General features: G+C 37.1%; 14 protein-coding genes. 10 read left to right on the top strand and 4 right to left on the bottom strand.

Translation table 11 applies throughout. The features are described 5' to 3' along the window. Positions 1-577: 577 nt before the first annotated feature. Positions 578-3313, bottom strand: coding sequence for an aconitate hydratase AcnA (gene acnA / locus Q4496_RS09855; RefSeq protein WP_215972925.1), 2736 nt, complete (start codon positions 3311-3313; stop codon positions 578-580). 618 nt (positions 3314-3931) lie between these two features. Continuing rightward, positions 3932-4837, bottom strand: a complete 906-nt coding sequence (locus Q4496_RS09860; protein ID WP_303610381.1) for a LysR family transcriptional regulator — start codon at positions 4835-4837, stop codon at positions 3932-3934. A 209-nt stretch (positions 4838-5046) separates the two neighbouring features. Here Q4496_RS09860 and Q4496_RS09865 point away from each other — a divergent pair, with 209 nt between their 5' ends. From Q4496_RS09865 to purT, 6 genes are all read left to right on the top strand, one after another. Continuing rightward, complete coding sequence (locus tag Q4496_RS09865; protein WP_303610382.1) at positions 5047-5871, top strand: (Fe-S)-binding protein; 825 nt, start codon at positions 5047-5049, stop codon at positions 5869-5871. Next, the gene (locus tag Q4496_RS09870) at positions 5861-7285 is read left to right on the top strand and encodes a lactate utilization protein B (protein WP_303610383.1); all 1425 of its coding nucleotides are present in this window, start codon (positions 5861-5863) and stop codon (positions 7283-7285) included. Before Q4496_RS09865 ends, Q4496_RS09870 begins: the two co-directional genes overlap by 11 nt. Positions 7286-7288: 3 nt before the next feature. After that, positions 7289-7972, top strand: coding sequence for a lactate utilization protein (locus Q4496_RS09875; protein WP_303610384.1), 684 nt, complete (start codon positions 7289-7291; stop codon positions 7970-7972). A 437-nt stretch (positions 7973-8409) separates the two neighbouring features. Further along, positions 8410-10605, top strand: a complete 2196-nt coding sequence (locus tag Q4496_RS09880; RefSeq protein ID WP_303601897.1) for a cytochrome c3 family protein — start codon at positions 8410-8412, stop codon at positions 10603-10605. A 95-nt stretch (positions 10606-10700) separates the two neighbouring features. Next, positions 10701-10916 (top strand): hypothetical protein, encoded by a 216-nt coding sequence (locus tag Q4496_RS09885; RefSeq protein WP_215972348.1) that lies wholly within the window; start codon positions 10701-10703, stop codon positions 10914-10916. Positions 10917-11231: 315 nt separating this feature from the next. Beyond that, positions 11232-12407, top strand: a complete 1176-nt coding sequence (purT, locus tag Q4496_RS09890) for a formate-dependent phosphoribosylglycinamide formyltransferase (protein ID WP_303610385.1) — start codon at positions 11232-11234, stop codon at positions 12405-12407. A gap of 245 nt (positions 12408-12652) precedes the next feature. On the opposite strand, the gene Q4496_RS09895 is transcribed toward purT, so the two are convergent. Then, complete coding sequence (locus tag Q4496_RS09895; RefSeq protein WP_215972346.1) at positions 12653-13591, bottom strand: LysR family transcriptional regulator; 939 nt, start codon at positions 13589-13591, stop codon at positions 12653-12655. Between the two features lie 131 nt (positions 13592-13722). Between Q4496_RS09895 and Q4496_RS09900 the strand changes: the two genes are divergently transcribed. Genes Q4496_RS09900 through Q4496_RS09915 form a run of 4 tightly spaced genes read left to right on the top strand, consistent with a single transcriptional unit; the run spans position 13723 to position 20515 of the window. Further along, positions 13723-14904, top strand: coding sequence for an efflux RND transporter periplasmic adaptor subunit (locus Q4496_RS09900; RefSeq protein ID WP_303610386.1), 1182 nt, complete (start codon positions 13723-13725; stop codon positions 14902-14904). 9 nt (positions 14905-14913) lie between these two features. Next, a complete protein-coding gene (locus Q4496_RS09905) occupies positions 14914-18063 on the top strand; it encodes an efflux RND transporter permease subunit (RefSeq protein WP_215972344.1) in 3150 nt (1049 codons plus the stop codon). After that, a complete protein-coding gene (locus Q4496_RS09910; RefSeq protein ID WP_303610387.1) occupies positions 18060-19475 on the top strand; it encodes a TolC family protein in 1416 nt (471 codons plus the stop codon). The genes Q4496_RS09905 and Q4496_RS09910 overlap by 4 nt, the downstream gene beginning before the upstream one ends. A gap of 14 nt (positions 19476-19489) precedes the next feature. Next, a complete protein-coding gene (locus Q4496_RS09915; protein WP_215972342.1) occupies positions 19490-20515 on the top strand; it encodes a zinc-binding dehydrogenase in 1026 nt (341 codons plus the stop codon). 66 nt (positions 20516-20581) lie between these two features. On the opposite strand, the gene Q4496_RS09920 is transcribed toward Q4496_RS09915, so the two are convergent. After that, a complete protein-coding gene (locus Q4496_RS09920; RefSeq protein ID WP_303610388.1) occupies positions 20582-21139 on the bottom strand; it encodes a hypothetical protein in 558 nt (185 codons plus the stop codon). Between the last annotated feature and the right edge of the window lie 180 nt (positions 21140-21319).

A 21319-nucleotide genomic window follows, 5' to 3' on the forward strand; every position in this document is an offset into this window, starting at 1 on the left:
GCTTTCATAATATATTGGCTCCCGTAACCAATTTCGCTTAAGTAAAACTAAGCTCGTCAGTTCGCTTTCATAATATACCGGCTCCCGTAACCAATTTCGCTTAAGTAAAACTAAGCTCGTCAGTTCGCTTTCATAATATACCGGCTCCCGTAACCAATTTCACTTAAGTAAAAACTAAGCTCGTCAGTTCGCTTTCATGATATACCGGCTCCCGCAACCAATTTCACTTAAATAAAAACTAAGCTCGTCAGTTCGCTTTCATAATATATAAATCTCTAAACCAATTCAAAAATATCTAAGTCACTCTAATTTAAAGCTTTATAGAAAAATATAAAATAAGTATTAATATACCTATTTAGGTTTTATTTATTGATTTTTTTATTGTCCTACGGGCGATTTGAAAAACAAACAATAAATATTAAAATATCATTGACAATGTTAGTGATAATCATTACTGTTTTCACCAGTGCTTATGAAGTGAATGCTCTCCACTAAATAAGTTACAGCAAGTATGGAGCTCAGTGATTATGATTCAGGACCATAATCACTGAGTGACTACTTACTTATTAGTAACTACTTATGTGGTAGCTAAGTTACGCAGTACATAATGCAATATGCCACCGTGTTGGTAATAACTAAATTCGTTTGGTGTATCAATTCGAATTTTCGCTTCAAATGAACGCTGATTGCCATCCTCATTTGTGACAAATACGGTTACTGTTTTTTGTCCTATTTTCACCGCTGGAATACTAAATTTTTCTTCACCTGTGATATTTAATGAATCAGCACTATCATCAGACATAAATTGCAATGGTAATATGCCCATGCCAACTAAGTTTGAACGATGAATACGTTCATAGCTTTGTGCAATAACTGCTTTTACGCCTAATAATGCAGGTCCTTTTGCAGCCCAATCACGTGAGCTACCTGTACCGTATTCTTTACCGGCTAATACAATTGAAGCAATCTTCTGCTGTTGATATTGCATAGCAGCATCGAATACACTCATTTTTGCACCTGATGGCATCATTCTAGTCCAACAACCTTCGGTGCCCGGAGCTAACAAATTACGTAAACGCACATTAGCAAAGGTACCTCGCATCATTACCTCATGATTACCGCGCCTAGAGCCATAAGAATTAAAATCTTTGACCGACACGCCTTCCTGTTTTAAATACTCAGCTGCGGGACTATCTAGCGCAATTGAACCTGCGGGTGAAATATGATCTGTGGTGACACTGTCGCCCAGTTTTAACAAACATCGAGCATTTTCAATCGATTTAATTTCCGGTATTTGGGCACTAATATTATCAAAAAATGGCGGTAATTTTACGTAAGTAGAATCAGGCCAATCATATTTTTGGCTTTGGACGACCTCCATATTTTGCCAGTCTTTATTACCGTTATAAATATCAGCATAACGGGAAGTAAACATCGAACTGTCAATAACGTTTTTGATAACTTCTTTAATTTCATGATTATCTGGCCATATGTCATGCAAATAAACGGGGTTGCCTGAGTCATCATCACCCAAAGAATCAGTGGTAATATCTATTTTCATATTACCTGCTAATGCATAGGCAACCACTAAAGGAGGTGAGGCTAGATAGTTAGCTTGTATTTCAGGATGAATACGTCCTTCAAAGTTGCGATTACCTGATAACACAGAAGTCACCGACAAATCGCCTTGATGAATTGCTTCACTAATTTCTAGGGGCAAAGGACCTGAATTACCAATGCATGTGGTACAGCCATACCCCACAAGTTGAAAACCAAGGGCATCTAAGTCTTCATTTAAACCAGACTTATGGAGATAGTCTGTGACAACTTGAGAGCCTGGCGCTAAGCTCGTTTTTACCCAAGGTTTAACGGTTAATCCACGCTGCCTAGCATTTCTGGCTAATAAACCCGCGGCAATTAATACCGATGGATTCGAGGTATTAGTACAGCTGGTAATCGCTGCAATCACTACCGAACCGTGTTTCAATATAAACTCTTCATCACCATACTTGCAGGGGATACCAGGATCTTCGTCACTTGCTGGTAATAACACTGAAGGTTGGCCGCCTTCACTTTCAAAGCCACTTTCATCTTTGTTTGAACTGGTTTTTTGTACGCCATGTTGTAATGTTAACCAGTCTTGATAGGCCGTACCAGCGTGGTCTAGTGAAATTCTATCTTGTGGGCGCTTTGGACCGGCAATTGAAGGCACCACCGTTTCTAATTGCAGGGATAATCGACTGTTATACACCGCATTATCTTGAGACTCAGTACCCCACATCCCCATTGTTTTTAAATATAGCTTTATGCGCTCAATATGTTCGCTGTCACGTCCTGTTAATTGCAAATAGTCGATGGTTTGATTATCGATAGGAAAAATACCGCAAGTAGCCCCGTATTCTGGTGCCATATTGGCAATAGTTGCTCTATCGGCTAAGGTCAGTTCATTTACTCCGGAGCCAAAAAATTCAACAAATTTACCCACTACACCGGCAGCACGCAATTGTTCGGTTACTGTCAATACTAAGTCAGTAGCGGTAGTACCCGAAGGTAGCTTACCTTTTAATTCAAAACCGACTATTTCTGGTAATAACATAGTAACCGGTTGGCCTAACATCGCCGCTTCAGCTTCTATGCCGCCAACCCCCCAGCCTAAAACGCCTAGGCCGTTAATCATGGTGGTATGAGAGTCGGTGCCAACTAAAGTATCAGGATACAGTAAATTATTTTCATCTATTTTTTTAAAAACAACTCGCGCCAAATATTCGAGATTAACCTGATGGACTATGCCACGACCTGGAGGTACTACTTTAAAATTATCGAAACTTTGCTGACCCCAGCGTAAAAACTGATAGCGTTCTTTATTACGTTGAAACTCAATGGCAGTGTTTTGTTCCATGGCATCGGCTTTACCGAAGACATCGACCATCACTGAATGATCAATAACCAACTCGACAGGGTTTAATGGATTTATTTTGTCTGCTGAGCCGCCCATTTTTACGATGGCATCACGCATAGCTGCTAAATCAACTACGGCAGGAACCCCAGTGAAATCTTGTAAAACTACACGAGAAGGCACAAAGGAAATTTCAGTATCCTGCCAGTTATCTACATCCCACTTGGCTAAAGTTTCAATATCACCTTGCTGTACAAAATCATGTTCGGCATGTCGTAATAAATTTTCTAGCAGAATTTTTGCTGCGAAAGGTAAACGTGAAATATCATATTTTTCTGCCAAACTGTCAAAACTATAGTAGTGGTAAGTTTCACCATTAATTTCAAGTGGCTTCAAAGATTGTATTGATTTGGTCATTAATCGTTACCTCCATTAAAAAGTGTCTTTATAGATCACATTAAAGCTTAGTAAATCTACATTAACATACAAGAGTATTTGTTGCCTGTTAGTGAACAACTGCTTTAAATATATACTCGTGCTTTAGTTATATACTCGTTTTAGAAAGCCTTAGCGATTCATAACTAAATTCACTTTGTTATTGGGTATCTAACATAGCACCGAGTTGGAAAGAAATTTAATAAATTATATGGTGTAAAGGGAATATTTAAAAACTAACAATAAAAAGCAAGTTGACTACACAGCAGATAGGCGCTGTAAATCAGCTAAAAGTGTTTTTACCTTGATTTAAATGAAGTTTAGCTTGAGTAACAGCCTCCAAAATATTTTATAAATTATCAAAACTGTCACTAACGCACCGAGTATCACTATTGCCAAGTTGGCTTATCAGCTAAATAAACCTATTTTAGAGGTGGCTATGACTGAAAGATATTTTTCACAAGAGAAATTAAAGCAACTGCTTAACTCTCACCAATTAACGGGGAAAATGAAGTTATGAGTTGGTATCAGGAAGGGTGATCGGCTGGGATCAGTGTGTTGATTCACCCTGTTGCAATATTGTCACCTTTGCAGTGAGATTTAGGTAAAATAATGCTCCAAATCTTGATAGCCTTGCTTAATATGCTCAATAAGTAAGGTTAGCTTTTCAGGTTTATATCGCGTGTAGGGATAAACAGCAAAAACCCCTAGCGAACGTGCCTTATAATCGCTCAGCACATTGACCAATAAACCTGCTTGTAAGTCTTCATAAACACTACATTTAGGCACATAAATAATCCCAATATCATTCATAGCTGCTTTTTTTAAAGAATAAGCATTATTTGAAGACATACAGCCTCTTACTAATATTGATTTTTGCTCGCCATTGTCATCAAAGCGCCACTCATTACTACCATTTGCTTGTAGATCGTAGCAAAGACAGTTATGGCGTTTCAGATCATCAATTGTATTTAATGCTTTATTCGCTTTTAAATACTCGGGTGAAGCACAGACAATCCAATTAGATTCCAATAAAGGCACAGCTATAAGGGAAGAATCCTCTAGTACAGCTGTTCTTATAGCTAAATCAACACCTTCTTCAACTAAGTCGATAAGCTTATTTTCAAGTCGTAATTCAATGGTGATTTTAGGGTAGGTTTTGCAAAAACTTGATACTAACTCTGCCAGTAATAACTCACCTGAAATGGTCGGTACAGACATTGTAATATGACCAGAAATGTCTTTAGATAACTCGTTAACCGCGGTAAAAGCATCATTTGCTTGCTGGTTAATACCTTTTGCATGTTTATAAAGTAATTTACCTGCGTCAGTAAGACTAAGCTTTCGAGTGGTTCTATAAAGTAGCTGTGTATTTAACTGTTTTTCTAGTGCCGATATTTTTTTACTAACAACGGTTTTGGACAAACCTGTTTTTTGAGCTGCCAGGCTAAAAGACTTCTCTTCTACTACTACAGCAAAAATTGCTAACTCAGATGCACCGTTCATATCAAACTCATTATGTTTAAAATGGAAATAGTTTATTTTTCTATTGCGAATATACAGGTAAATACCAACAGAGTATATTGCTCATATAGGAGAAACGACGTAGGGTATTATAAATAATAATACTTTTGTCTGTGTTTCATACTAAATTGTTCAAGTAGATGGATATTGAATCTATATCCAAATTACCTTCGTAGAATAAGGGCGGATAAATGTCTGACAAAAATAATTATACTGACGCTAATCAATCTAATACGATTGAATGTTTAAATATTTCCGAGAAGAGAGTCGGACTATTTGTTACCTGTTTGGTAAATACAATGCGTCCTTCAGTAGGTTTTGCTTCCATCACTTTGCTTGAGCAAGCAGGTTGTACTGTTGAAGTTCCAGCAGCTCAATCTTGCTGTGGACAACCCGCATTTAATTCAGGTGACGATGAAGGTACTCGTCAAATCGCTTATCAAGTTATAGAACAGTTTGAAGAATTTGATTATGTTATTTTACCTTCGGGTTCATGTGCTTCAATGATCAAAAAGAACTTTATAGAAGTATTTAAAGAACAACCCGGTTGGCAAGCAAGAGCTCAACATTTAGCTGACAGAACTCATGAACTACTCTCATTTTTAGTTGATGTATGTAATTTCAAACCGAAAGGTGTTGAACTTGATGGGACATTCACTTATCACGATAGTTGCTCTGGTTACCGTTCTCTTAATGTTTACGAGCAACCAAGAGAAATGCTTTCTACCGTTAAAGGTTTAGAGCATAAACCATTGAATGGTCATTCTGAATGCTGTGGTTTTGGTGGAACATTTTGTGTTAAATATTCAGACATATCTAACGCCATTGTTAGCGAAAAAGTAGAGAATGTTGTTGCTGCTGACGCTGATTATTTACTTGGTGGCGATATGGGATGTTTAATGAACATCGCTGGAAAGCTTAATCGAGAAGGTAATCAAAAAATTACAGCATTGCATACCGCTGAAGTTTTGGCGGGTTTAGCACCAAAGATTATAGGGGCTAACGATGCAAGCTAATAAACCTGAAAATTTTACTCAAAATGTTACTGATGCTTTAGCGCAACCTGATTTAAAAATGATCATCAGGCGTACAACCGACAAAGCTGAAGCAAAACGTAGTGATGCCATTGCAAACTTTCCTGAATTTGAAAAAGCACGAGCACAAGGTCAAAAAGTTAAAGACCATACCATTAAGCATATGGATCATTATTTGGCTGAATTTGAAAAAAATGCTTTAGCTCAAGGTACTATTGTTCATTGGGCGAGTACTGCTGAAGAAGCTTCAAAAATTGTGTTAGATATCTGCCGTGAACACAAAGCTAAAAAAGTAACTCGTAGTAAATCTATGTTGGGCGAAGAAATAGGCTTAACACACGCTTTTGATAATTCAGATATGGAGCGCATTGAAACCGATCTTGCCGAACATATTATTCAGCTGGCGGGTGATCCACCATCGCATATCATTTGGCCTGCTATGCATAGAAGCAGGGAAGACGTTGTTAAACTTTTTAGGGAGTTTCATAGCGATCCAACTTATTCAGAAGAAATTACTGATCTGGTAAGAAGTGCACGTAGGGATCTGCGCACTAAGTTTTTAACATCTGATATTGGCATTAGTGGCTCTAATTTCTTACTTGCCGACAGTGGCTCTTCTTGTACAGTAACCAATGAAGGTAATGCTGAGCTAACAATTACTCCACCTAAAGTACACATAGTTACTGCAGGTATTGAGAAGCTTGTACCATCAATGGCACATGCAATCCCTTTATTACGTTTGTTAACACGCTCTGCTACTGGCGCAGATATCACGCAATATATAACTTTTCATAACGGCCCCAAAAGAAAGAACGATGCTGACGGACCTGAAGAATGTCACATTGTTTTAGTCGATAACGGTCGAACAAAAATGCTCGCTGAAGGTATGGAAGAAATGCTGCGCTGTATTCGTTGTGGAGCTTGTATGAATCATTGTGTGGTATATAAACATATTGGCGGACATGCTTATGGCTCTGTATATCCTGGGCCTATGGGCTCGGTACTTACGCCTCATTTACAAAGCCTTGAAGTCGCTAATAAACAAACTCATGCTTGTACCATGAACGGGCGTTGTGAAGATGTTTGCCCTGTTAATATTCCTCTTCCTAAATTATTACGCTCGCTGCGTGCGCAATCGTGGCAGAAAAAGTATGAGCCACAGACCAATCGCTTTGTTGTTAAGTTTTTTGGCCAATTAGCTAAAAGACCTCAATTGTTTCAGTTGTTCTCGTCATGTAGCGTTATATTTATGAAAATATTTAGTCGTAATGGCTGGATCAAGTTTATGCCTTTTACTTCTGGATGGACGAAAAATCGCGACTTAATAGAGCCAGAAACAACAACATTTATGCATCAATATAAAAAAATGAAAAAATTTAAAAGTGATGGAGCGTAAATAATGAATAAACACATAAGCGATATGAGCAGAGAAAAAATATTTAATGCTATTAAAAGTGCAAAACCAACTATCACTGCCGATGCTAAAACTATTGAAGATGAAGCACTTGAGCTTTTAAAAGAGAGTGAATTTGCGCGTCCTCAATTAATGTGTGCAGACGCAACTGAAGCATTAATGTTAAGAATTGATGCGGGTTTAGTTATAGGAACAACCTGCGAGAAAATTTCGACCCTTGATATGTTACCTCATTCGGTAAAGCAGTTTTTTGACAGAAACTCTTTACCGCCTGAACTTAAAGTCCAGAGTGTTGAACCATTAAATAAATTAAACTGGCAGGGTATAACAACAGATATCGATATTGTAAACGATAACACTGTGGGTTTATGTTGGGCGGAATATGGTGTTGCTGAAACCGGTTCGTTTGTTGCACATTCGGGTCCTGAAATGCCTATTTTACTTAACTTCCTTCCGTTGTATTTGATTGCCGTTATACCTAAGTCAAAAATACTTCACTACATGGATGACTACGCGCTTATCGCAAATGAAATGGCTAAGAAAAAACAAACGCCACGAAATATGTGTTTAATATCAGGGGTTAGTGGCACAACGGATATTGAAGGTGTATTAGTTAAAGGTGCTCACGGACCTGAAGTTTTACATATTATTATTGTTGAAGACGAATAACGTCAGATTGAATAATGTGAGTTATTATTTTTTGTCGGCTACCTCATTTATTCTTATTAAAAATAAGTCAGTTATTAATATTTGAGGATAAAAATATTTAGGCAAAGGGAGGCGATAAATATTATAACTTATGAGGTAAGAGAAAGAATATTTATAGTTGCAGCTTGATTATTGTACTGTAGTGGCTGGTTAGGTATAAATAGTGATAAAGCTTAATGAGCTGGCCGAAAAGAAAGGATGTTGAACTATTTAATAAATCTTATTATTTAATACTCATATAAAATTTTAGCACAATTTATCAATATGATATCTCAACATTGGTAACTTAATAAGTAAGAGTTAGAGCACGTTTTTTCCGAACATTAAGCCGTATAATAAAAAAATTATTACGAAGTTAATTTAATAAATAAGTAAGCTTTTTAAGGTAAATATAAATTTTGAATATTAAAAATGTAGTAACTATTTTATTTGTGTTTTCTCTGTTTATTGCTTCCGCACAGTCAGCAGTAATAAGTGGACATGATTTTCAAAAGAAAGCACCTATATCAAATCAAACCTGTACTTCCTGTCATGCTCAGTCTGAACAAGAATGGACACATTCAGATCATGCTAAAGCCATGTCGATTGCAGATAGCACGACAGTAATCGCTGACTTTTCAGGTGTAAATGTTGAACATTATGGTCAGAAAGCTCACTTCTTCATTAAAGACAATAGCTATCAAGTTACTGTTTCTTATGATGATAACGTGGATACTTATCCAATAAAATATACTTTTGGCTATACACCATTGCAGCAATATTTAGTTGAAACTGAGCCAGGGAGATTGCAAGTACTTCCATTTGCTTGGGATGCTAGAAGTAAAGAAGAAGGTGGACAGCGTTGGTATCACAACTATAGTCATGAAGAAATACGTCCAGAAGACAGACTACATTGGCGACAGCCATTACAAAATTGGAACGGCATGTGCGCAGATTGTCATTCTGATGGACTGGTTAGAAACTATAATGGTCAAGATAATACCTTTAAAACTGAATTTGATAATATCAATGTAGGTTGTTTATCTTGTCATGGGGATATGACAGACCATATGAAAACACCAAAGCAAGCGGAAGTACGTGCTAGCGTTACATCTATCAATCATCCTACAGGTCGATGGTTACGAAGCATCGGCGATAAAACAGCTCATTGGGAAGGTGGTGAACGTAATAACGATTTTATGGATAACTGTTTTGCATGTCATTCACTTAGAGCCCCATTAACCGACGGCTTTAAAGCAAATACACCTTTTTTAGATCAATTTACACCTAATTTTACCGCTAGCCCTAACTATTATGCTGATGGCCAAATTAAAGAAGAAGTTTATGTTTATGGTTCTTTCTTGCAAAGCAAAATGTATAAAGAGGGGGTTAACTGTTTAGATTGCCATGATAAACATACGATGAAACTAAAAGTTGAAGGCAATGGCTTATGTTTACAATGTCATGGCGCTGAAGTTTATAACGTTAAAAAACATCATCAACATAATGAAAACTCTACAGGTGCTCAATGTGTAAATTGTCATATGCCTGAAAACACTTATATGGGTGTAGATGATAGACGTGATCATAGCTTCAAAATACCTCGTCCATATTTATCTGAAACCTTCGATACGCCAAATGCTTGTGTACAATGCCATGAAGAGAAGTCTAATGAATGGGCAAGTGCTACTTTAGAAAAATGGCATGGTAAGCCTAAAGCTATTCTTTCAAGTAAGCACTTATTGATGTTATTAAATAGCGGTCAAGGTATTTCATTACAACAGCATTTATCTATTATGGCAGATGAACAACTTGATATTATGAGTCGAGCTACTGCTATTCAATTACTAAGTTACACCACAACTACAATTAGTGTAGCTGAGTTGGCTCCGTACTTATCTCATGATGAAGCATTAATAAGATTGAGTGCCGCAAGTGTAGCAACTTTATTGCCATCACAGGACAGAGTTAATCAACTCAGCCCTTTACTTGAAGATAAATATAAATCGGTAAGAATTGCTACTGCACGTAGTTTATTATCAGGCGATGTACTTTTTCTCAATCAAACTCTTTTTGATAAAGCATTTAAAGAATTAATTATTTTTAATGATGTTAATAGTTGGCGTGGTGAAGGTATGGCGAATAAAGGCATATTAGCTCTTGAGATGAATAGAAAAACAGCAGCTGAAGAGGCCTTCAAAAAGGCAATTAAAATAGAGCCTTATTTTGAAACGGGTTATATTAATTTAGCTGATATATATCGCTCTCAGCAGAAGTCATTTCAGGTAGCATCGGTACTGTCAAAAGGTATTAAACTCAATCCTAAGTCAGCTGCTTTGCATTATTCTTATGGGTTACACTTTGTTCGCCAAAAACGCTTAGATAAAGGGTTACCTTTGTTTAAAAAATCTATGCAGCTTATGCCAAGTAACCCTGAGTATGCTTATACATATGTGCTTGCATTAGATGGAGCAGGGCAAAGTCAGGATGCTTTAGATAAACTAAAGGCGTTAATTCCAAATTACCAAAATAATACCCAGCTTAAAGAATTAGGCTTGTATCTATCACAGAAGCTTAATTCGAGAGCCGATTATAATTGGTTTATAAATAATTAATAATCACCTATATTTATCAGGTATAGCACTGGTAATTTGTAGCCATAAGACTATGCTTGAATTTCATTCTTGAATTATTTAATGGAGTACGACTTATGGGATCTGATAATACCGATAGAAATAAACCAGGGATAGCCAATTTTGCGGCCTTAAAAACCGCTATAGTCAATGGTGAAGATCAATTAGTAAGGGAATTGCTATCACACGAACCTATGCTCGATATTGAAAAAAGCTACCTTATTGATTTAGCTCAATTAAATAAAAATCATACAATTATTAAATTACTTGAAAACATTAGCGTGAAGAAATAGGCTATTATTCTCATTATTAACGATGTAGGTTATATAACAACATTACTTTAATAATTCCACCGTCTAAATAAACCGTTATTAATCATTAAAATAAACCACTTAAGCTTTAATGGATTTAATTGGTTTCAGATCATAAATTAACTATTTATTGATAATTCAATGTAAACATACTCCGTAGGAGGATGTATAGTTTCAAATTACTTTATATGATGCTGTTATTATCTTTAGTATTAAATGAGAGATTTTTACTAGGGTGAATACACAACTTCAGTTATGATCTTTTTAATTAACTTACTATAAATATTTGAGGTATTAATGTTAGGTACAGCTTGTTCAGCATCAGCTACAAAAGTAATGATGTTAGGTTGCGGAGAATTAGGTAAAGAAGTTGTTATTGAATTACAACGCTTGGGTGTTGAAGTTATTGGTGTTGACCGCTATGCCAATGCACCTGGTATGCAGGTAGCTCATAGAAGTTATGTTATTAACATGCTTGATGGTACAGAATTGCGTGCTTTAGTAGAGAAAGAACGTCCTCATTTTATTGTTCCTGAGATTGAAGCGATTGCTACAGACACGTTAGCTGAACTTGAGCAAGAAGGGTTCAATGTTGTGCCAAGTGCTAGAGCAACACAATTAACAATGAACAGAGAAGGTATTCGATGTTTAGCTGCTGAAACGTTAGGGTTAGCTACTTCAGCATATATATTTGCTGCTACGTATGAAGAGTTTACTGCCGGTATTGAAAAAATAGGAATACCGTGTGTTGTTAAGCCTATTATGAGTTCGTCGGGTAAAGGCCAATCACTGATTCGTTCAAATGATGATATTGAAACTGCTTGGAAATATGCACAAGAAGGCGGTCGTGCAGGTAAAGGAAAAGTTATCATCGAGGGTTTTGTTGATTTTGATTATGAAATAACGCTATTAACGATTAATGCTAAAGATGGCATACATTATTGTGCTCCGATTGGTCATCGACAAGAAGACGGTGATTATCGAGAGTCATGGCAGCCAGCACTTATGTCTGCTGTGGCTATTGAAAAAGCACAACAAATGGCTAAGAGTGTAGTTGAAGCTCTAGGTGGTCGCGGTTTATTTGGTGTTGAGCTTTTTATTAAAGGTGATGATGTTATTTTTAGTGAAGTATCACCACGCCCACATGATACTGGATTAGTCACTCTTATTTCACAAGATTTATCTGAGTTTGCTTTGCATGCTCGTGCGATTTTAGGTTTACCTATTCATCAAATAGAGCAATATGGTCCAAGTGCTTCAGCGGTTATCTTGCGTGAAGGTACCTCAAAAGATATTCGTTTTTCAGGCCTTGAAGATGCATTAGCTCAGCCTCAAACACAAGTTCGTTTATTTGGTAAACCTGAAATTGATGGAAGACGTCGCTTAGGTGTTATTTTAAAACGTGCAGAGTCGATTGAAAGAGCAATTGAAATAGCAGTGAATACTGCAAATAAAGTTAAAGTAGACTTTTAAAGTAAAGTGCTATAATTCTCTTGATATTTACGGTTATTATATGGACGGTGAATTTAATGAGATGAACGATCTTCTGATAGGGTAATGTTTATATGAATGGCTAGAAAGCTTGTTGTTATTGAACATTATCTCTATCTCTGACGCAGATTTTTATGTTAGAGCCATTGAAGTATCCTAAATAATTCCAATGGGTTACATCTATATCGATGAGCGAGCTAAGGCATTAAAATAATATTTTGTTATTTTTAATACATATCTTCAAAATTTGGAATCGCCTGTTCCCAAACTGGTATTTCTTTGCCTATATATTCGCGTACCGCATCAAAAAATAACCTTGTTCTAACAGGAAGATCTCGGTGGGGATAATAGGCATAAATTGCCCCGAACTGTATTAGTTTTATATTGGTCAATAAAGGAACTAATTTACCCTCCATTATTTCGTTAGCGAGTATAAACGCTGGCGCAATAATAAAAGTAGTACCTGAAAGTGTTTTCATCAGTAACACTTCAGGATCATTTGCTCTATACACACTTTTAAGTTTCTGCTCTTGTAGCTGATCGTGTTCATCATAATAATGTACACTGTCAATTCTAAAAGATGCGCCAGCATAGGTCGCTGCTGGTAATCTAGCTAAATCCTCCATGGTACTAGGCATACCATAATTCTTAATAAACTCGGGTGTTGCCAGTATTAATAAACGATTTCGAGCAATTTGTCGGGCAATTAGTGACGAATCTTTGGGCTCGCCGACACGAAAAGCTAAATCAAATCCTTCTGAGACAATATCCATTAAGCGATCACTTAAATTCAATTCAACTTCTACTTGTGGAAAACGTTTTTGAAAATCATTAATCACTGGTTGTAAGTAACGTTTACCGAATAAAGTACTTGAGGTAATTCTCAGTAACCCTTGTGGCTCTAAATGAAAGTTCTCTGCAATACGTACGGTGTCACCCAATAGCGTTCGTAATTCTGTTGCTTTTTTTATCATTTCAGAGCCAGCAGCGGTTAATGAGAATGAACGTGTGGTTCTATTAAGTAGTCTTACGCCTAACTCATCTTCTAAACGGTTAATTTGTTTAGAGATAACAGAACGATCTATATTGCGTATTTCGGCTGCTCTGATAAAAGAACCTTGCTCTACCACCTCAAGTAACATTAATAATCGACTCGTTGTGTCCATTAGTTATCCCCATTGATTATCACGATTTAACTCTATTGTTGCCATTTTGGCACTAATCAAATGTAAAAACTATTCTTTTTGTCACTAAACAAATTACATAAAATTGCGGCCACATCACCATAGGAGTTAACATGAACAAACATCTAATCTCAATAGTTATTACTATTGCTATCTTAACACTAGCCGGTTGCTCACCAGAGCCGAACGCACAAAAACAACAGGCGCCATTACAATCGATTGATGTTGCAAATGTTATTGTTAAACCTGTACAAAATTGGCACACCTATACCACACGCTTAGAAGCACCTGAACAAGTTGCTTTAAAGCCACGTGTGTCTGGTGTTATAGAGCATATCGCCTTTAATGAAGGTGAAAAAGTAAAAGAGGGTGATCTACTTTTTCAATTAGATGATCGTCCTTTCTTAGCTATCGTTGCTAGCCTAGAAGCGCAAAAAGATAGTGCTGAAGCGGCATTAGAACAAGCAAAAAGCGAAGAAAAACGCGCTATACGTTTAACTGAACGTAAAGCTATATCAACAGAGCAAGCTGAATCACGTACTTCAACTTTACGTCAACGCCAAGCACAACTTGATGCTTTACAGGCACAGTTAATCGCTGCAAAACTTGAATTAGAGTTTACTTCTATTCGTTCACCAATTGATGGAATAATCTCTCGTGCCAGTATTACTAAAGGTAATAACGTTATTGCAGGACAAAGTGTGCTTACCAGTATTGTGTCAGATAAAGCAATGTATGCTTATTTTGACGTAGATGAGCGTACATGGAATAGATCATTTTCTGATGTTACCGCTAATGATAAGCAGCAAGTTGTCATGCAAAAAGTTGGACAGGATGATTTTGCCTTTAAAGGTTACATTGATTTTATTGATAATCAGATTGACTCAGCAACAGGCACGTTACGTGTAAGAGCTGTATTTAATGAAAATCAAAGTCAACTTAGAGCCGGTTCATTTGCTCGCATTAAATTAGCGGCTAATGGTATAAGTGATAAAATTATTGTGCCTGATCGCGCTATTGGTACTGATTTAAAAAACCGTTTTGTTTTAACGGTAGGCGAAAACAATATTCTAGAATATAAGGCAATTCAAGTCGGTGAACTCTACGGTAGCTATAGAGCGATTAACGCTGGTTTAGTTGCAACCGATGTTATTGCCGTGAATGGTCCTGCCCGAGTTGGTCCTGGTATGACTATCTCCCCAAACACTATAATACTTGATAGTACAGGTGTTACTTTTACTTTATTACCTATTGCTGATGCCAATTTAACGGCACAGCTAACGTCACAAGAGTAAGAATTAACAATGAAATTTTCCCACTTTTTTATACAAAGACCTATTTTCGCAGCGGTCTTGTCGATGTTAATTCTAATTGCCGGCAGTATTTCGCTTTTTCAATTACCTGTTAGTGAATATCCTGGAGTAGTGCCACCAACGGTTGTTGTTACAGCAAGTTACCCTGGTGCTAATCCGTCAGTTATTGCGCAAACTGTTGCAACGCCACTTGAGCAAGAAATAAATGGTATTGAGAATATGTTGTACATGTCATCTCAAGCGACAAGTGATGGCCGAATGAGTTTAACCGTAACCTTTGCACTGGGTACTGATCTTGATAGAGCTCAAGTACAAGTACAAAATAGTGTTAATAGTGCATTATCTCGTTTGCCAGAAGAAGTTCAACGACTAGGTGTTGTTGCTGAAAAATCGACACCTGATTTAACCATGGTTGTGCATCTATTCTCACCAGAGAAAACTCACGACACGGCCTATTTGTCTAACTATGCAGATCTTTATATTAAAGACCAAATTGCCCGTTTAGCGGGTGTTGGTGATGTTAGATTATTTGGTGGTGGTCAATTTTCAATGCGCGTATGGCTTAATCCTGATGCTTTAGCTTCGCGTCAAATAACTGCATCAGATGTTATCAGTGCGTTACGCTCACAAAACCAGCAAGTTGCAGCGGGTAGCTTAGGCTCTCAACCTTCTGCTAATGATAGCCAATTTCAAATATTATTGAATGTTAAAGGGCGGCTTGATAACGTTGAAGAATTTGAACAAGTGATCATTAAGGTAGGCGATGAAGGTCAAGTTACACGCTTACAAGATGTAGCACGTGTTGAATTAGGACAAGACTCTTATTCTTTGCGCGCTATGTTAGATAGTCAACCTGCACTTGCTATCCCAGTATTCCAACGTCCAGGCTCTAATGCCATTGAATTGTCAGATCAAGTACGTGAAACCATGGCGCGCTTATCTCAAGATTTCCCTGCGGGGGTTGAATACGATATTGTTTATGATCCAACTATTTTTGTACGTGACTCTATCGATGCGGTTATTACAACGTTAATTGAAGCGATAGTGCTTGTTGTGATTGTAGTGATACTCTTTTTACAAACATGGCGTGCGTCAATTATTCCATTAATTGCAGTACCTGTTTCATTAATAGGTACTTTTGCTGTGATGCATTGGCTTGGTGTTTCTATCAATACCTTATCTTTATTCGGTTTAGTACTCGCCATAGGGATTGTGGTGGATGATGCCATTGTCGTTGTTGAAAACGTTGAACGTAATATTGAAACAGGTTTATCTCCGTTGGAAGCGACAAAAGTTGCAATGACCGAAGTAACAGGGCCTATTATTGCCATTGCTTTAGTGCTTAGTGCTGTATTCATTCCCACAGCCTTTATTAGTGGAGTATCAGGTCAGTTTTATAAACAATTTGCGTTAACTATTACTATATCAACGATCATTTCCGCCTTTAATTCATTAACGTTATCGCCAGCATTAGCCGCTATATTGTTAAAGTCACATGACAGCAAACCAGACAGGTTAACGCGAATATTAAATAAACTGTTTGGTGCTTGGTTATTTGCTCCTTTTAATCGCCTTTTTGATCGTGCGAGTAAACGATATCAAAAGATAGTTAAAAAATTAATGCGTATGAGCGTTATTGCGATTGCCGGTTATATTATTCTAGTTGGTGGCACTGTGCAGTTATTCAATACAGTGCCGGGTGGTTTTATTCCTGCACAAGATAAACAGTATTTAGTGGGCATTGCACAGTTACCTGATGCCGCAAGTCTTGACCGTACAGAAGCTGTTGTAAAAGAAATGGAAGCGATTGCACTACAAGTGTCAGGTGTTGCTAATACGGCTGCTTTCCCTGGTTTATCAATAAATGGTTTTACCAATAGTCCCAATAGTGCCATTGTATTTATGCCATTAGAGTCTTTTGATATGCGTACAGACCCTAGTCAATCGGCTATGGCGATTGCTGCACAGTTAAATCAAAAATTTATGGCAATAGATAAAGCGTTTGTTGCGGTATTCCCACCACCACCAATTCGTGGTTTAGGAACAACGGGTGGCTTTAAATTACAAATTGAAGACCGTGGCAACAAAGGTTTTGAAGTATTATTTAACAGTTTACAAAGTGTGATTAACAAAGCAAGACAAGACCCTGCCTTAATGGGGCTGTTTTCGAGCTTTCGAGTTCAAGTTCCACAAATGGATATTGAAATTGACCGTGAACAAGCGTTAATTCAAGGAATACCGTTAGATGAAGTCTTTGATGCATTGCAAATATACTTAGGCTCTGTTTATATTAATGATTTCAATATGTTTGGTCGTACTTATCAAGTGAAAGCACAAGCTGAAGCTGAATTTCGTCAAGTACCTGAGCAAATCCTTAACTTAAAAGTACGTAATCGCCAAGGTAATATGGTGCCATTAGGTTCAATATTAACGGTTACGCCAACCACCGGACCTGATCGTGTTATGCACTACAATGGTTATCCAAGTGCTGAATTAAATGGTAGCCCTGCACCTGGTTATAGTTCAGATCAAGCGCAAGCAGCGATAGAGAAAGTTTTAGCAGAAGTACTACCAAAAGACATTACGTATGAATGGACCGAGGTAACGTACCAACAAATATTGGCTGGTAATACTATGGTATATGTATTCCCTTTAGTGGTACTGCTCGTTTTCATGGTATTAGCTGCGCAATATGAGAGTTTACGTTTACCATTAGCGATTATATTAATTGTACCTATGACTATCTTTTCAGCGTTGTTAGGTGTTTGGTTAGTAGGTTCAGACAATAATATATTTACTCAAATTGCATTAATTGTACTGGTCGCGCTAGCCTCTAAAAATGCGATTTTGATGGTGGAATTTGCTAAAGATCAGCATGAACAAGGCTTATCTCACTTCGACGCAATTATTGAATCGTGCCGATTACGTTTACGTCCAATATTAATGACTTCCATTGCATTTACCGCCGGTGTTGTGCCATTAGTGTTAGCGACAGGCGCTGGCGCTGAAATGAGACATGCGATGGGGAATGCTGTATTTTCAGGCATGATAGGAGTAACGGTATTTGGTTTATTATTTACTCCGGTATTTTATATTTTACTGACGGCACCTAAACAAAGAACAGGAAAGGGGGAGTCATGATTAACTTAACAAATAAGCTTAGGTGCAAATTAGCCCATAAGTTAGCTGTTAGTGTTATTTTAATTACCCCTGTGTTGTCTGGTTGTGCTAGTAAAGTGGATGAACAAAACTATCGGCAATCAATGGAAGCTTTTGTTGCAGAAACAAATGTTGCAGCGCATTTAGCCAGTGAAGATGAAATAAACTGGTGGCAACAATTGCATTCAGCTCAGCTTAATAAACTGGTTAACGATGCGTTAGCCAGTAATTACGATTTGAAGACCAGTCAATTACAAATGAAAAGTGCGCTGGCAAAATTAGGTGCGCAAAAAGCTGAGTACCTTCCACAAGGTGGCGTGAATCTTGGTGCTCAACGTACAGGTTTAGCTGATGATGTTACTCGTCAATCATCAGCTAATTTAGGGTTAAATTGGCAACTTGATTTATTCGGTCGAATCACTGCATTGGTTGACGCGGCTAATGCGTCAGCTATGAGTCAAGCTGAACAGTTAAGAGCATTACGAATTGAAGTAGTATCTGCCGTAGTCACCGGTTATATCAGCTATCAAGGTAATAAACAGAAGGAAAAAATTCTTAATTTACAGATTACTGCTCTAGAGCAAAGTATTGATGTACTTGAAGCGCGCGTGCAAGAAGGGATTGCAAGTGAGCTTGATTTAAATCGTACACATGCGCAACTTAGTCAACAACAGGCGTTATTACCTGATGTAAGCTATGCGCAATATCGAGATTTATCAACTTTAGCTATGCTAACAGGGCGTTTTAGTGGTGATATTATACTAGAAGACGAGCAAACTATTTTAGATACACTTTTTACTGTGGCTTTAGCTGAACCTAATAAGGCTATTGCCTTACGTCCTGATATTAGTAGAGCGTTATATGAGTTTAGCCAAACTAATTCGCTAAGTGTTGCAGCAAGTAAAGCATTGTTACCTGATGTTAGTTTAGACGCCTTTGTGGGTATTGTAAGTCTTGGTACTAATACGTTAAGTAATACACAGCAACAATGGCAAATTTTACCACAAATTAAATGGTCATTATTAAGCTATCCTGCATTATTAGCGCAACGTGATGCACAACAATACTTGAGTAAAGCCGCCTATAATGAATACCAAAAAGTAGTATTGGGCGCACTTAATGACAGTGAACTTTCATTACGTTTACTATCAAAAAGTATTGCACAAAAAGGGTATGCCGATCAGCGTTATAGCTTTGCCAATAAAGCATTTTTGCAAGCTAATGCGATGTATCAAGAAGGACAAATTCCATACTTAGCGTTGTTAGATGCGCGGCAAGATGTTTTAATAGCAGAAGATAATGCAGTTAATGCCAAGATCACTTCATCATTAGCGAAAGTAAAGGCTTACCAAGCGTTTAATGGTCGATGGAGTTATGGTTTAAAGACCTTATAATATTTGAGTGTTTCATGTTAAATAGCAACGAAATAAACATAATTGACCTACCTAAATCGATGCGAGCAATTGTACTTGTTAAACCTAATGATGAATTAACTTTATCTGAGGTTCAAATTCCACTTCCAATACGCGGTGAACAAGAGCTGTTAGTTAAAGTGGAATATGTAGGTTTGAATCCTATTGATGCAGAATTAGTTAAAACTGGTTTTTGTGATTGGCAATACCCTCATACTATAGGGTTTGACGCTGTAGGCACTGTTGTAGAAGCCAAGAAAGGCTTATTTCCTAATGTTGGCGACCGTGTTATGTGGCACGCCAATATAGAAAAACAAGGTATATTAAGTGATTATGCTACCGTACCTAATTTCGCTGTGTCAGTTGTTCCCAATAATATTAGCGGTAGTGATGCCGCAACATTACCATGCTCAGGAATGGCGGCTTTAATCGCCATGAAAAAGTTACAAGTTACACAAGGTGAAGTAATATTTATTGATGCAGGTGCTAGCAGTGTAGGGCAATTTGCGATTCAATTTGCTAAAAGCTTAGGGGCTGATGTCTTTACAACAGCAGCTAAACGTAATCATAAATTAGTAAAGCAATTAGGGGCTGATTTTGTTTTTGATTCACAGGATGACAAGCTACATCAGAAAATAAGTTCAGAGATAGGGCCCGAAGGTTTTGATGCTGTGCTTGATTCACTTGGTGGGGAATTTACCGCTCGTAACATCGAACTTATGCGCTTTTGTGGTCGTATTGCTTGTTTGAAACCTTTACCATTTTTAGAGCCTGCACTTATGTTCAGGAAAGCACCAAATATTGGTATTATTTCTTTAGCAGGGGCATGGTTAAGCAATAGTTTATGTGCTCAGCAAAAAATGGGGTTTATGAGTAATGAATTACTTGATGCTGTGGCAAAAAATAGTGTTCATACACCTGAAGTCACCTTAGTGAATTTTTCTGCAAAAGATGTTTCTTACGCATTACATACACAAATTAATGGCGGTTTTACGGGGAAACAAGTGATAAAAGTAGGGTAGATATTCAGTTTAACAACATATTAAGCATCTAATTAAGTAAAGGTAGAGTTAGTTTAAAAGTGGCGTTTATAGTGATTTAGAACAAACAAGGATGTTGTCTTTAAGGAGAAATCCTCCTGTAATACGCAATAAAAGCTGCTGACCATGCGCAATACAAAAGTCAGGTATTTTTGCATGTAAGGCACGAGCAAAATCAACTTGTTGGTTAATAATACGCTTTGAATTAGTAAGTTGTTCTTCAAGATCTATTATGTCACATAACGTAATTTCATCCGTCTGATGTGTTTTTAATACCAGCTGTAAATTACCTTGATCCATTTTTTTTTGAAAAGTAACAAATATTCTAGTAAATGATGTTTCTTGTTGTGTTTCAGTATCATTAAGTAACAGCTCATAAGAAGACTGTTCAATATATTCTTTGTTTTTTAATAAATATTGCTGGTATCCCTTGTGCAGAGCAAAAGCATAATCATCAGACCAATAAGGGGGGAGTATATTACTGTTTCTTTTTTCCCACTGTTCCGGCGCTAGTAAGCCTCCATTCTCTTCATTATTATCTTTAGAAATAGTCTTAATCGAAACATTTCCCTGTTGATTTTGGGTGTTGATATTAATGTTATTCATGAGTCATCTTAGTCGAAAGTGTTAAAGGGCGTGTTAGTAGTTATCGTTTAATAAAACCGACATACCGAGCTATAACGGATAGAATTTTAGAAAGTCACAAAATTTTATTTATGTTTAGGTAATAAAAAATTACTTAAATAAAGTAGAATGCACTGGTTTAATCAGTAATAGATAGGTATA

This window comes from Colwellia sp. 5_MG-2023, assembly GCF_030547795.1.
Classification (GTDB): domain Bacteria; phylum Pseudomonadota; class Gammaproteobacteria; order Enterobacterales; family Alteromonadaceae; genus Colwellia.